The 14622-nt window shown below is 55.5% G+C and carries 8 protein-coding genes; 5 read left to right on the top strand and 3 right to left on the bottom strand.

The window, feature by feature from the left end; translation table 11 throughout:
* Window positions 1-166: 166 nt before the first annotated feature.
* The 3 genes from RUDLU_RS0112850 to RUDLU_RS0112840 form a co-directional block, all read right to left on the bottom strand.
* Complete coding sequence (locus tag RUDLU_RS0112850; protein ID WP_019988796.1) at window positions 167-5359, bottom strand: hypothetical protein; 5193 nt, start codon at window positions 5357-5359, stop codon at window positions 167-169.
* A 16-nt stretch (window positions 5360-5375) separates the two neighbouring features.
* A complete protein-coding gene (gene prmA, locus RUDLU_RS0112845) occupies window positions 5376-6209 on the bottom strand; it encodes a 50S ribosomal protein L11 methyltransferase (protein WP_019988795.1) in 834 nt (277 codons plus the stop codon).
* 103 nt (window positions 6210-6312) lie between these two features.
* Window positions 6313-8991, bottom strand: coding sequence for a valine--tRNA ligase (locus tag RUDLU_RS0112840; protein ID WP_027303015.1), 2679 nt, complete (start codon window positions 8989-8991; stop codon window positions 6313-6315).
* 429 nt (window positions 8992-9420) lie between these two features.
* Here RUDLU_RS0112840 and RUDLU_RS0112835 point away from each other — a divergent pair, with 429 nt between their 5' ends.
* The 5 genes from RUDLU_RS0112835 to glpK all read left to right on the top strand — a co-directional run bounded on the left by RUDLU_RS0112835 (window position 9421) and on the right by glpK (window position 14524).
* Window positions 9421-10359, top strand: a complete 939-nt coding sequence (locus RUDLU_RS0112835) for a DUF72 domain-containing protein (protein WP_019988793.1) — start codon at window positions 9421-9423, stop codon at window positions 10357-10359.
* A 191-nt stretch (window positions 10360-10550) separates the two neighbouring features.
* Window positions 10551-10901 (top strand): hypothetical protein, encoded by a 351-nt coding sequence (locus RUDLU_RS0112830; protein WP_019988792.1) that lies wholly within the window; start codon window positions 10551-10553, stop codon window positions 10899-10901.
* 145 nt (window positions 10902-11046) lie between these two features.
* Window positions 11047-12090 (top strand): tRNA preQ1(34) S-adenosylmethionine ribosyltransferase-isomerase QueA, encoded by a 1044-nt coding sequence (queA, locus tag RUDLU_RS0112825; protein ID WP_027303014.1) that lies wholly within the window; start codon window positions 11047-11049, stop codon window positions 12088-12090.
* Between the two features lie 130 nt (window positions 12091-12220).
* The gene (locus RUDLU_RS0112820) at window positions 12221-12868 is read left to right on the top strand and encodes a 2-C-methyl-D-erythritol 4-phosphate cytidylyltransferase (RefSeq protein ID WP_019988790.1); all 648 of its coding nucleotides are present in this window, start codon (window positions 12221-12223) and stop codon (window positions 12866-12868) included.
* 159 nt (window positions 12869-13027) lie between these two features.
* On the top strand, window positions 13028-14524 hold the full coding sequence (gene glpK, locus RUDLU_RS0112815) for a glycerol kinase GlpK (RefSeq protein WP_019988789.1): 1497 nt from the start codon (window positions 13028-13030) through the stop codon (window positions 14522-14524).
* Window positions 14525-14622 lie beyond the last annotated feature (98 nt).

Raw genomic sequence — 14622 nt, 5'->3', positions numbered from 1 at the left:
GCAAGTTAAGCGTCTGTCGTCAATCTACAATTTCAAGACGGCGTAATAGTCCCTCCGAATCATTTCATATCCTTCTGGTCAGCTTTCGGGGGTCTAAAGCGAGCATTTTTCGCGGTGTTTTTATTACAGAGCTACAACGTTTTAGCCATGTAGAGACCGGTCTCTACTAAAACCCTTCCTTCTCTTCTTCTTTCTCCTTTTTCTTCTCTTTGGGGGTTACGGGTTCCTTGGTCACTACAGCTTTGTCGGCTGGCGTCGCTGTGGTAGAGCCGGGCGTCGTCACGCCGGGCTTCGCTACGCCGGGCTTCGTTGCTACACCGGGCGTTGCTACGCCCGGTTTGGTTGGGGTTCCTTTACCGCCGGGGGCATCTGTAGCCACGGCTTTCTCCGTTGGTTTGGCTGCCGAGCCAGCGGCCGGTGTTTTGGCGGCCGGTGTCGCAATGGTGCTGGGCTTGGGGGCCGGAGCCGGGCGAACCCGCGTTTTGTACTGGCTCTGGTATAAAGAGACGAACTGATCTTTCTCGTCGGGGGTGGCTGATACAATCTCAACCGCCGATTTGGCCGAGTTTTTCGAGCCTGCCAACAACTTGTCGTTGATGGCCTGATCGGAGGTCGTGATGGCTAACTGACCACCACCATTACCTCGACTTTTAAACTCATAAAAAGCCCAGACCTCGTCCGACGACTCAACGTACACCGTAGCCTCGTCGCCGTTGGCCGTTTTGCGGATCTCGATAAAGCCGTTCATCATCGCGTTGATGTCGGTGGTACCCAGGTTCGAGACGCCCAACGGCCCGATACTGTAAAACGCATTGGTTTTTTCGGACCAGCGGAGTTCTACATTGGCAAACACCAGCGGAACCGCCAGCTTGGGCGAAGCCAACGCCAGCGACACGTGCTGATTCTGGGCTTTGGCCCGGTACGCATCTACCTCTTTCTGCCCAATCAGGGGCACCATTTTGTCGGAGAGGGCATTCAGGTCGTCGTCGGCGGGTTCGTCGTTTTGTTCTTCCAGATTGGCCTCGACCAGTTTTTTGCCAATCTCGGCGGTGATAGGCTCGGGTACCGGAAACGTGAAAGCCAGCAGGGTGTTGAGCCGGTACTTGGTGCTATCAATGTTGATATTGGCCGACCCCGACGCCAGCAGGTACTCGGCCGGGGCTGTGTTCATGAGTGTCAGCCGCCCTTTGTAGGTCATCGTGCCCTTCGGGTCGTTGAAGGTAAACGCGTTTTCGAGGTCTTCGAGTCCGTCGGCGCCTTTCTGCACAATCCGGAACACCTTGTCTTTCTCGTCGTACCGCATCAGGCCCTGCACCGTGAAAATATCATCGTCGCGCGGGTCTTCTTTGGGCGACAGGAACGTGGGGTATAGGCCGCCTTCACCGCCCCGGTAGTGAATACCGGCCACCAGCGGCTGATCGCCCTCATTCTTGAGGTTTTTGTCGACCTTGATTTCGATGCGCTCCACTACCTTCTCCTTGAACGGAATCCAGCCGCTAATCAAGTCCTGGCGTTTTTTGAGCGACGGCTTGATGAAGCCATCCAGCGCCAGGTCTTTGTCAGGGGCCTGCATCAGAATGTCGCCCTTAAACGTCATGCGCGGAGCCAGTTGAAGGTTGTCGCGCTCGTCGATTTCGGCCCGGGCTACCGTAAAGTACGTGAGTCCGGTCGATGCGGTGCCTTTCCGACGGTTTTTGGGGCCGGGTGTCGGCTGATTCGATGCCAAGGCGGCATTGGCCGGGGCTTCCTTCAGCTCGAAACTGCCCATTTTTATACTCGCTGTGTCGCCCGCAGCCGTGGCAAACTGATAGGTAGCGTCGCCCGTGAAGCGGGTGCGCGACAGAATCTGGATGTTGCCATTTTTGAGCTTGTGGTGCAGCGATACAGTATCGAGTTCGAGCCGGGCGTTTTTGAACGCCATCATTTCACCGTTTCGCTTCACCGACACCAGGCCCTTATCCGGGTAAATCCGGGCATCGGCCGATTTAACGTAGGGCACCCCGCTGATGTTGAGCGTCATTTTCTCCACATCGTACAGGGCCGCCCCGGCATTAAACGTCAGGCCCTCCTGCTCCTCGCCCGTTGCCGTAAAGGTAGAGGTGTTCACATCCCCGGCTTTCATGGCAATCGTTTTGGCGTTGATGTTCCACTGCGCCCGGTTGATGTTGGTCTTGTAGGCTGCGTATGGGAACTCCATGCTGGCGCTCAGGGTGTCGTCGATGGCCGCATTTTTGGTGGGCTTAATGGTCAGCCCTACTACGCCTTTCACCTGATTAAAGTCGACGTCGAGGCCCGTGCCGAGCAAAATAGGCTTGTTGGCCACACCTTTCTGCGCTACGTTGGAGATGATCTTGAACTGAGCATCTTCGGCCAGAAAACCGTCTTTGTTGAACTTAACACTGCGCGACAGGGCTTCTGAGTCGTTTCGGCGGAGGGTACCGTTGCCAAACAAACCACTACTACGGAGTACCAGGTTTCCTTCCAGTTTGGTACTGCCGTTATAAAAATTGAAGTTGCCTTTCTGGGTCATGATGACCATGCTATCGGCTTTGGGCCACCATTTAAGGCTGTAATCGTTCAGCTGCACGGCCGGATAGTACACCTGTTTAGGTGCCTTTCCCGACAGTCCCTCCTTGATTTCGCCCTTCGGCCCCGAGGCCAACAGCGAGTCGGTCATGAACAGAATACCGCCTGTGGTCAGGCTCGCGGTCAGGTGATTCAGCGTGCCCTCGGCGCGTAGCCCGCTTTGGTCCATGCGCAGGTCGCCCGTAAATTTCACATTTGAGCCGCCCGGAGTGGATGCTCCCGGAGTGGATGCTCCCGGAGTGCTCGTGGGCTTGCTGCTGTAAATAGGGTAGCCGCCCGGTGGGGCCTTGTGTACAAACCCAAGCGTGTTGTCGGGCATGGTTTTCAGCTCGGCCTTGAATGGCGGGAAAATACCATCGGAGTAAAACGTGCCGACGAACGAAATGTCGCCTTTGCCGAGGCTGTCATTATCGATGGCCGGGATCTTGAAATAGACCTTCTCGTTGTAGGTGATATTGCCCCGCACCGGCTGGTTGAAGTACACGGTCATGCCCTCGGGCATCACAAGCCGCTGCGTGGTTTTCTTGTCTTTCATCCGGCCCGATTTGTTGTCGGGCGTACCGAGGTACACCAGCCCCGGTTTGTCGTACTTAATGTCACCCCCAACTTCTTCGGTTCGGCCCTGAGCCGCCAATTGCTGGGGCGTAAAGGTGATCGAGTCAATTTTGTTGAGGTTCATGGCAAACTTGTCGTAATCGAAGGCCATGTCGCGACCCGAATACCGGAACGTGCCCGATTTCAGTTGCCCGTTGAGCGTAAAGGCCCGGCCTTTGCCAATGCGGAGGGTCTTGTCTGTCGGGGCTCCGTATATTTTGAGAGAGTCGCTGATGGTAAACGTTTTCACGCCCCGCACCGTCAGAAACTTATCGTTCAGGTTGATGGTGGCATTTTTTACGCTGTCGTTCGACACAAACTGCGACTGAATCTGGAAGTTGTCGTAGTCGCGCTGTTTGTTGTAGGCCAGTACGTACAGAATCCCTTTACGGCTCAGGCGCATCAGGCCGGTGTTGGCGTCTTTGTCCAGATACCCTTCGATCACCATACGGTCAAGAGCCCCGCCCAGTGTTTTGGGGTTCAGGCGGGCAAACTGCGCCAGGTCATCGGCCAGAAACGTCTGGGTTTTGTTTTTGGAGATGTAATTGGCGGCAATCTGCAACGGGTGAAACCCGTAGTCGAGGCTCAGGTCGGAGTAGCGCTCAGGCACAAAGTAATCGAACGATTCGAGCCGGACGGGTACTTCGCGTTTGGCCCCAATCTGGTAGAAATCAACTTTCCGGCGGGCTACATCCCAGCGCAGCACCTCCGGCTGAATGTAAAACTTATGGTACGTATCGGTAAACGGCACCCGCGCATACGGCGACCGTTCCTGCCGGTTCAGCCAGGCCACGCGACCCTCTTTGTCGTACCGAAACTGCACCGATGGGTGCGTGATGGAGTCGGTTTCAATATACCCCGAAAACTGAGCCGCAGCCGCCGTAATGAGCGAGGTAGGTTTGCCGGGTGCGCCCCCCAACGATTCGCCGGGTAGTAGCCCTCCGTTAAACGAGGAGTCGGCCGGGGTGGCCCGCCCGGTTGTGGTAGTAAACTCAAACCGATTACTACGCACCCGAAACGCAGGCTTGCCCCCATCGAGTACGGTAATCACGGCCGGTTGGCCGCTTGCCGACGCGCCCACAATGCGGGCACCCGCCAGCGCAAAGCCCCCTTTGTAGGTTACGTCTTTGCCCAGATCGGGGAGCGTAACATCGCTTTGCCACGACATAAAGCGGGGAAACTGAGCGGCCTGCGGGGTTCCTTTCTTTTTGCTGACGTATTCAAAAACCCCTTTGATGGGCTTGGGCGAAGCCGGGTGCGTGAGTGTCACGTCGTCGGCTGCCAGGCGGGGGTTCATGACCGAGAGGGTGTAGTCGGCGAGGGTGACGAAAATGTCGGGTCGCCCGGCGACCGTCCAGTCGAATTTGCCGCCTTTACCCACAAACACGCCGGAGTTGAGCATCAGGTCGCCCCCCGTGCCGGGAATCACGACCGAGTCGCCGTTGGCAACCATACCCAGAAACACGTCTTTGACCGTCAGCACGGGGCCAACCAGAGCGGGCATCGTTCGTTTTTGGGGAATGAACACCCGGCCGAGTGGCTTGGTCATGGTTGAGTCGCCGGGTAGCGGGTCGTCCCATCCGTCGAAGTTGCTGGCGGGGGCAGTGCTGGCGGTCGGGGCTACGGTTGTACCACTCGCCGGGGCTACGTCGGTTGCTCCGGCTGCCTGCGGTCCGTCGAGGTAGCGGAACGAGAACGTACCTCCTTCGGCGTAGAGCTTGTTATATGTACCGGCATACAGCAGCCGACGCTCCAGAAACTGCCGGGTGGCATTCATCACCTGCCCAAACGCTTTGGCGTCGCCGTTGGTAAACTGCTTTTCGGCCAGGGTCAGCAGTTCGTCCAGGTTGACGGGCTGGGCCGATGGCTTTTGGGTGTAGGCTGCGTTGTAGAACGTTTCGAACAGCGGGGCGAAGTGTGCTGCTGGTTGATACCGTTTTGCATTCATTTTGCGGCTCAGCGCCATCAGTCGGTCGCGTTGGGCGGGTGTAAGCCGATTCTCCGACCAGAGCGCCTGTAGGTTGGTACCGGCTTTGACCGCTGCCGGGCCTCCGGTGGCCATGAGTTTCTGCACATCGGCAATAAACTGATCCGGCGTTTCGGAAAGCTTCACCGCCTGCCCCATAACCGAGATTGTAGTGGCCAGGCTCAAAACCAGCAAAATAGAAATGCGTTTCATCGTATGTGTTGTTGACTTAGGCGGGGTTGGCAAAAACCAACGAGCACCACCCATTCTGTGTTTTTCGGCCAACCGAACGCAAGCCCGCTTCCCGCGCCTTAGCGTCGATATCGGCGGCATCGTGCTCGTAGAAGCCGCTCACCAGTAAGCAGCCGCCGGGATTCATCAGGGCCGCATACGTCGGGATTTCGGTCAGTAGCACGTTGCGGTTGATGTTCGCCAGCACAATATCGTACCGGTCGGCGGTATCAACATCGGCAATGGTGCCCTGAAACACCCGGATGGCTGCGCAATCGTTCAGAGCAGCGTTTTCCTGCGCGTTTTCTACGGCCCACTCTTCAATATCGAACGCAACTACGGGCGCGGCTCCCATGCGGGCAGCCAGAATTGCCAGAATTCCGGTGCCGCTACCCACGTCGAGCACCGATTTGCCTGCATGGTCGATGCTCAGCTGGTGTTCGAGCATCATGGCGGTGGTTTCGTGGTGCCCCGTTCCGAACGACATTTTCGGATTGATGACCAGATCGAATTGGAAAGCCGGGTCGGGTTCGTGAAACGACGCCCGCACCCGCACCGCCTGACCTACTTCAATCGGCTGATAACTCTGCTCCCATTCGGCATTCCAGTTACGCTTTTCTAACGATGTAACCTCATAGACTATTGCGGTTTGCAGCGCGTAGCGGTCAATAACTTCCTGCACGGCAGCCTCGTCGAAATCGGGCTCAATGATGTACGCATTGAGGCCCTCGTCGGTTTCCACAAACGACTCAAAACCCAGCTCGGCCAGCTCGGCTGTGAGGATATCGGCGTAGTCGGGTGAGAGGGTTAATTTTAGTTCGGTATAATTCATAATTGGGAAAAGCCCGAGCTGTCATCTCATTTGGAGAGATGACAGCTCTGAATAAGTCCACTAAAAAGAGCTGTCATCTCTCCAAATGAGATGACAGCTCCGCTTATTTAACCCGCTCTTCCAGCGCCTTGATTTTGGCTTCGGCATCGGCCAGTTTCTGGCGTTCGCGCTCCACCACGTCGGGCTTGGCGTTGGCTACAAACTTCTCGTTGGCGAGTTTTTTCTGTACCGAATCGCGGAAACCGGTGAGGTATTCCAGCTCCTTGCGCGCTTCGGCCAGTTCGGCTTCCTCGTCTACCTCGCCCGCTACGTTCACAAAAAATTCGTCGGACTTAATCAGGAAGGGCGTTCCGGGGGCTTTTTCGGTCACGTACTGAATATCGACCACGTTGGCCAGCTTCGCAAACAGCCCTTCGAGCGGCCGGTAGCGGTCGGGGGTTTCGGTCCGGATGGCCAACGGCAGCTCGATCCGGGGCGACAACCCTTTCGAGGAGCGCAGGTTGCGGATTGTGCTGACGGCCTCGGTCAGAATGGCAAAATCAGCGATGATTTGCGCGTCTACCTCACCGGCTTTCGGGTATGGAGCCACGCAAATGCTGGCACCGGTTTCGCGCTCACCCAGTTGCTGCCAGATTTCTTCCGTAATGAACGGCATAAACGGATGCGCCAACTGCAACAGTTGCTCGAAGAACCCGACCGTAGCCTCGTAGGTAGCCGCATCAATCGGCAGCGACCCATTGGCCTCCTGATCGTAGGCTGGCTTAATCATTTCGAGGTACTGCGAGCAGAAATCGTCCCAAATGAGCTTGTAAATGCTTTGCAGAGCGTCCGAAATCCGGAACTTGCTGAAATGGTCTTCCACCTCAGTCAGCGTCGCATTCAGCCGTGCCCCAAACCACTGAATTGCCATCAGTGCGTCGGACCGTTGCTCGTTGTTCGTTGTCCGTTGTTCGTTGTCAACCGTCCATCCCTTCACCAACCGGAAGGCGTTCCAGATTTTGTTGTTGAAGTTCCGGCCCTGCTCGCACAGTTTTTCGTCGAACAACAGGTCGTTGCCGGCCGCCGAGCTGAAGAGCATCCCCGTCCGGACGCCGTCGGCCCCGAATACTTCGATCAGGTCGAGCGGGTCGGGGCTGTTGCCCAGTTGTTTCGACATTTTGCGGCCCTGCTTGTCGCGTACCATCCCCGTGAAATACACGTTGCGGAACGGACGCTCCTGCCGGTACTCGTACCCAGCCATGATCATGCGGGCAACCCAGAAGAAAATAATGTCGAAGCCCGTAACGAGGTCGTTAGTTGGGTAGTAGTAGTTGATTTCGGCGTTGTTTGGCTCTTTCAGGCCGTTGAACACCGTGATGGGCCACAGCCACGACGAGAACCAGGTATCGAGTACGTCTTCGTCCTGCGTCAGGTCCTGCTCAGTAAGGGCAAACAGCTGATACTCGCGCTGCGCTTTGCGCAGAGCCTCGCGCTTGTTTTTGGCCACGATAATGGTGCCGTCTTTCAGGTAAAACGCCGGAATCTGTTGTCCCCACCACAGTTGGCGGCTAATGCACCAGTCGTGCGGGTTTTCCATCCAGGCCCGGTACATATTTTTGAACTTGGGCGGTACCAGCTGAATCGTGTCGTTCATCACGTTTTCGAGGGCGGGCTTCGCAATCTGATCCATTTTCAGGAACCACTGCAACGACAGCTTCGGCTCAATCACGGCGTTGGTCCGCTCCGAGTACCCTACGTTCGACTTGTATTCTTCGGTCTTTTCGAGGTGCCCCGCTTCTTCCAGCAACGCGATAATCTCTTTGCGGGCCGCAAACCGATCTTTCCCGACCAGAATCTGCGCTTTTTCGTTCAGCGTGCCGTTGTCGTTCAGAATGTCGATGACGGGCAGTTTGTGCTTAATCCCCAACTCATAATCGTTGGGGTCGTGGGCGGGCGTAACCTTGAGGCAACCCGTTCCGAAGTCCATCGTCACGTACTCATCGGCAATAATCGGGATGGGCCGGTTGATGAGCGGAATCAGGGCCTGTTTGCCAATCAGGTGCCGGTAGCGTTCGTCGTTCGGGTTCACACAGATCGCCGAATCAGCCATGATGGTCTCCGGCCGAACCGTAGCGATGGTGATGAAGGTAGAAGAAGGGCCTTCGCTCCCTTTTTCCATTTTCCCTTCTCCTTTTACCTCATATTTAATGTACACCAGCTTCTGCTGGATTTCCTTCATGATTACCTCCTCGTCGGATACGGCCGTGAGCCCTTGTGGGTCCCAGTTCACCATCCGGACGCCCCGGTAAATTTTGCCTTTCTGGTAGAGGTCGATAAATACATCAATGACCGAGTCGTACAGGTCGGGCTCCATCGTGAAGCGCGTCCGGTCCCAGTCGCAGGATGCGCCCAGCTTGCGCAGCTGTTTCAGAATAATGCCGCCGTATTTCTCTTTCCATTCCCAGGCATAGCGCAGAAACTCGTCGCGGGTAAGGTCGGTTTTCTTGATGCCCTGTTCTTTGAGCATGTTCACCACCTTCGCTTCGGTGGCAATACTGGCGTGGTCGGTGCCGGGCACCCAGCAGGCGTTTTTGCCTTCCATGCGGGCTTTCCGAATCAGCACATCCTGAATCGTATTGTTGAGCATGTGGCCCATGTGAAGCACGCCCGTCACGTTGGGGGGCGGAATCACGATGGTGTACGGCTCCCGCTCATCAGGAACCGACTTGAACAGCTGGTTGTCGATCCAGTATTGGTACCACTTTTCTTCGACGTCTCTGGGATTATACGTTTTAGCGATCATGCTGCGCGAAATTGTCCAGAAGCAACACCGGCTCACCGACCGGCCGCGTTCTGATTTACGAATATAAGGTGCAAAAATAACCCCCTCCGACAAATAACCGGCGGTACGGTCGCCCGCGAGGATATAAATGAGCGCAACAGCGGATGGTTGGGAGTTGTTCTTTACGGCCGTCAGACACAATCGCTTACGTAAAGCTCCCCGTACCGATGGATGACACGGGTAGCCCAAAGGCCCCGAGTCGGCCGGTTTTTAACCGATAATTGGTTTTGGAGCGTCGTTGCCGACACCCTAATTTTAGTTCGTAAACGGGCTGTTTTGTCAAAAACAAAAGGTGTAAATTTCTGATTCTTAATAGATGACATCGTTCTGAACGAGAGCGGGGCCGCCCGGTGGTCATCCAGTACGAGCAAACACTTCATCCTCAAAGTCATGGAATTCGGAAAAGCCGCCAACATTGATCAGATCAACTTCGCGTTGCCGCCCGGTCAGGCGTTCAATGCCCAGATCTGGAGTCAGGCCATGCCCGCGCCCCGACCCACGGTCTACATCGGCGGGCCTATCTGGGCCAACCGGCAGTACGTTGGGAAAATATACCCGACTACGGCTAAGGAGCGCGACTTTTTGCACCACTACACCCGGCAGTTCAATACCATTGAGCTAAACCTGACGCACTACCAGATTCCGACGCCCGCCATGATTACCAAATGGCGTACCGAGGCCATTGCCGGTGCCAGCACCCGTACGGCCGAGCAGGGAGGCTTCGTATATTGCCCTAAGTTCCCACAACTGATCAGCCACGAACGGATGCTGGTGGCGTCTGAAGCCCTCACCGATGAGTTTGTGAATGCCATCATGGGCCTGGAAGAAAACCTGGGGATGTCGTTTCTGCAATTGCCCCCTCAGTTTGCCCCCGACAAGTGGCCGATTCTGGAAACATACCTGACCAACCTCCCCGACGAACTCGATGTGGCCGTGGAGTTTCGGCACCCCGACTGGTTTAAAAAAGATGTCTGGCCAACCACGCTCGAAAAACTGCATGGCCTGCATCGGCATGTGGTTATCACCGACGTAGCGGGTCGGCGCGATGTGTTGCATATGGGGCTGAGTAGCCCCGTGCTTACGCTTCGGTTCATTGCTAACGAGGGGCACCCGTCTGACTACACCCGTACCGATGCCTGGGTGCAACGCCTAAAAACCTGGTTCGACAAGGGCCTGCAAACCGCCTACCTGTTTGTGCACGGCGGTGGTGACAACGATACCGCCCCCGAGCTGATCCGGTACTGGGTGCGGCAACTTAACGAATGTTGCGGGCTGAACCTCCGCGAGCCCCAAATTCAGCCGCAACTGGTACAGGGGAGTTTGTTTTAGATGCCTTTTGTAGAGATGTCATCTTTCCAAACAAGATGACATCTCTACAAAAGGCTAGTGAGCGAGTCGGTAAAACACAGAACTGTCATTCTTCTAAATAGGATGACAGCTCTGAAAAAGACCAGTCCGTAACCTTCAAAAACCATCTGGCAGGCTGGTGGTTAATCGGTAAACAACAACGTACCAACGTCATGAATTACTTCACCACCCTAACCGAAGCGATGGAAAACCTCCGCGCTCGGGGCTACAGCTACGAGTTTTCTCCCCATGCCGACTATCTGACCGTAGCCGGTACCGACATGCGTGTGCGGGGCGACGAATTTATGGTCGATGAGTTTCACCGATTTGAAGGCACCTCTGACCCCGGCGACGAAATGACACTATATGCCATTACGACCAAGGCAGGTCAAAAAGGGCTATTTGTATCGGCGCAGGGCACATATGCTAACGAGGTTTCGGCCGAGTTGATGGCTAAGTTCAACGTCGGTGAGCGGCCTACGGTCAATACGGAAGGATCTGTGCAGCCGCTTGGGCACGAGTAATTCCTATTTAAAAAAAGTGAGCGTTTAGAACATAATTGCGAAAATTGCAAGTAAAACCCGGAGAAAAAGAAGCATCCGGGTTTTTGCGTTGTATATTTGCAAACTTTTTGTTATAACGGGTTGATTATTTGGGGCTAATACGCTTATGAAGCTATCTGAATTTAGGTTCGACTTGCCTGAGAGCCTGATCGCAAAGTATCCGGCGGAGCGCGGTGAAGCACGCTTAATGGTAGTGCACCGCAAGACAAAGCAAATCGAACACAAAATGTTCTCTGATCTGCTGAGCTATTTCGACGACGGCGACGTCATGGTGATTAACAACACCAAGGTGTTTCCGGCGCGATTGTACGGCAATAAAGAGAAGACCGGGGCCAAGATCGAGGTGTTCCTGCTACGCGAGCTCAATCGCGAAATGAAACTGTGGGATGTACTGGTGGACCCTGCCCGCAAAATTCGTGTTGGTAACAAACTTTATTTCGGCGACAGCGATCTGGTGGCCGAGGTAATCGATAATACAACCTCTCGGGGACGCACGATCCGGTTTTTGTTCGATGGCTCGCATGAAGAGTTCATGAAAGCAGTTGACGAACTGGGCGAGATGCCACTGCCCCGCGAAATCAAGCGCGAAACCGAAGATGCCGACCGTGAGCGGTATCAGACCGTTTTTGCCGAACATGTAGGCGCTGTAGCGGCACCAACGGCTGGTCTGCACTTCACCAAAGCCATGATGAAGCGTATGGAGATCAAAGGCATTCATTTTGCCCCGATCACCCTGCACGTGGGCCTCGGTACGTTCCGGCAGGTCGATGTAGAAGACCTGACCAAGCACAAGACAGATTCGGAAAACTACGCTATCCCGTCTGACTCGGCTCAGATTGTCAACACCGCCCTCGATGCGGGTAAGCGGGTGTGTGCCATCGGCACTACGTCGCTCAAGGCAATTGAGTCGTCGGTGTCGGCCAATAGCCGGTTGAAGCCCGTTGAAGGCTGGACCGACCGGTTTATCTTCCCGCCTTACGATTTCAAGATTGCCAACGCCCTGCTGACCAACTTCCACCTGCCTGAGTCCATTCTGATTATGATGGCAAGTGCGTTTGGTGGCCATGAGTTCATGAAGGAGGTGTACCAAACGGCCATCAAAGAGAAATACCGCTTCTTCAGTTACGGCGACGCTATGCTGATTATCTAACGTTTAGGAGTGAGGAGATAGAAGTGAGGGCGGGGTCGCCCGGCGGTGAGGAGTTGCTGACGCGAAAGTAATGTTCAGGCGTCAGCAACTCCTCACTTCTCACTTCTATCTCCTCACTCCTTTTTTCCTTATGACCCACTACGCGATCATTGTTGCCGGGGGCAGTGGCAGCCGTATGCAGTCGGCAGTAGCCAAGCAATTTTTGCTGCTCAACGGCAAGCCTATCCTGCAGCATACCCTCGAACAATTTCGGGCCTATTCACCCGATCTGCGCATTATACTGGTGTTGCCCGCCCGCGACCTCGAAACCTGGCAGGCCCTGTGCGCCGAGCATGGGTTCGATGTACCGGTACAAACCGTTATTGGCGGGGCCTCGCGGTTCCAATCCGTACGGAATGGGTTGGCGGCTATCGATGCACCTGAGGGGTTTGTGGCCGTGCACGACGGGGTGCGCCCTTTTGTATCGACCGATATTATCCGCCGGGGCTTTGAAACGGCGGCCCAAACCGGGAGCGCGGTCACCTGCGTACCGGCCAAAGACTCGGTGCGGCTCGTTGATGAAGAGGGGCGAAGTGAGGCCGTAGACCGGAGCCGGGTAAGGCTCGTGCAAACTCCGCAGACGTTCCGGCTCGATTGGTTTCGGCAGGCGTTTGCCGTAGAGGAGCAGCCTTTCTTTACCGACTGCGCCAGCGTACTCGAATACGCTCATTTTCCGATCACCCTGATCGAAGGGGACTACGCCAACATCAAAATCACCACCCCCGACGATTTGCGGTAGCCAATCTGTTTCTTCTCATTCGTTTGGTTGTAACGATTCCCCGCCCACAACGGGTTAGGCGGCCGTGTGCGCATATTGCACGCACGCAACGGCCCGACACTTGATACAGTCCCAAACAATCGGCAAGTTTGTGGTTTAGCAATAAACCCTTACTGACTCATGTCTTACGTTGCCGCTATTGATCAGGGCACTACCAGTACTCGCTGCATTGTTTTCGACCGGCAGGGTACCATTGTGGCTCTGGCGCAGAAAGAACACAAGCAGATTTACCCGCAGCCCGGCTGGGTTGAGCATGACCCCGAGGAAATCTGGAAAAATACCCTCGAAGTAATTGCCCTCGCCCGCATCAAGGCCAAACTCCACGCCAACGATATTGAGGCAATCGGGATTACCAACCAACGCGAAACCACGGTGGTCTGGAACCGGAAAACCGGAAAACCCTATTATAATGCGCTGGTTTGGCAGGATACCCGCACCGGCGATCTGGTCAACTCGTTTTCGGCTACGGGTGGACAAGACCGGTTTCGGGCGCAAACCGGCCTGCCGTTGGCTACTTACTTCAGTGGCCTCAAGCTACGCTGGCTGCTCGATAACGTGGCCGGTTTGCGGGCCGATGCCGAGCGGGGCGATGCGCTCTTCGGGACAATGGACACGTTTGTTACCTGGAATCTGACCGGTGGCCCGCAGGGAGGGTTACACATTACTGATGTGACCAATGCCAGCCGGACCCAGCTGATGAACCTCCGCACCCTTGATTGGGACGATGACCTTCTGCGCGATTTCAATATTCCACGTGCCATGCTGCCGACTATCCGCTCAAGTAGCGAGGTCTACGGCATGGTGGCCTCGGAGGTAATGCCGGGTGTGCCTGTGGCCGGTATTCTGGGCGATCAGCACGCGGCTTTGGTGGGGCAAACCTGCTTTGAGCCCGGTCAGGCCAAAAATACGTACGGTACAGGATGCTTTTTACTGCTCAACACGGGTACTGAATTACGCGAGTCGACCTGCGGACTGCTTACAACCGTTGCCTATAAATTTGGCAATGAGCCAGTCAACTACGCTCTCGAAGGAAGCGTGGCTATTACAGGCGCGTTGGTGCAGTGGTTACGCGATAACCTGGGCATGATCAAAAACAGTGCTGACGTAGAAACGCTGGCCAAAACCGTCGACGATAATGGCGGGGCGTATTTTGTGCCGGCTTTTTCGGGCCTGTATGCACCCTACTGGAAAGCCAACGCGCGCGGGGTGGTGGCCGGCCTGACCCGGTTTGTCAATAAAGGGCATATTGCCCGGGCGGTGCTCGAAGCCACTGCTTACCAGACCTACGACGTTGTTCGGGCGATGGAGCAGGATGCTGGTATGGAACTGAGCTCACTGCGTGTCGACGGGGGAATGACCCTCAATAACCTCCTCATGCAGTTTCAGTCTGATATTCTCGATGTGCCGGTGGTACGCCCAACCATCACCGAAACCACTGCTTTGGGGGCTGCTTACGCGGCTGGCCTGGCGGTAGGGTACTGGAAAAATACCGACGACCTGTGCCTGAATTGGGGAGTCAGCAAAACATACCAGCCGAATCTCGACGAGCCCACCCGCGCGCGCTTGCTACGGGGCTGGAGCAAAGCCGTTGAGCGGTCGTTTGATTGGGAGGATTAAGCGGTTGAGGACTTTCGTGTCTCCATGCTTAAGACGAGGTTCCAGGGAGTAAGATTCCTCACGGCAGGCTTGCCAAAAAAGTTTTATGACAGGATTAC

Source organism: Rudanella lutea DSM 19387, from assembly GCF_000383955.1.
In the GTDB taxonomy this organism is placed as follows: domain Bacteria; phylum Bacteroidota; class Bacteroidia; order Cytophagales; family Spirosomataceae; genus Rudanella; species Rudanella lutea.
Note: the sequence above shows the minus strand (reverse complement) of the source record. Positions and strands in the feature narration are given on the sequence as shown.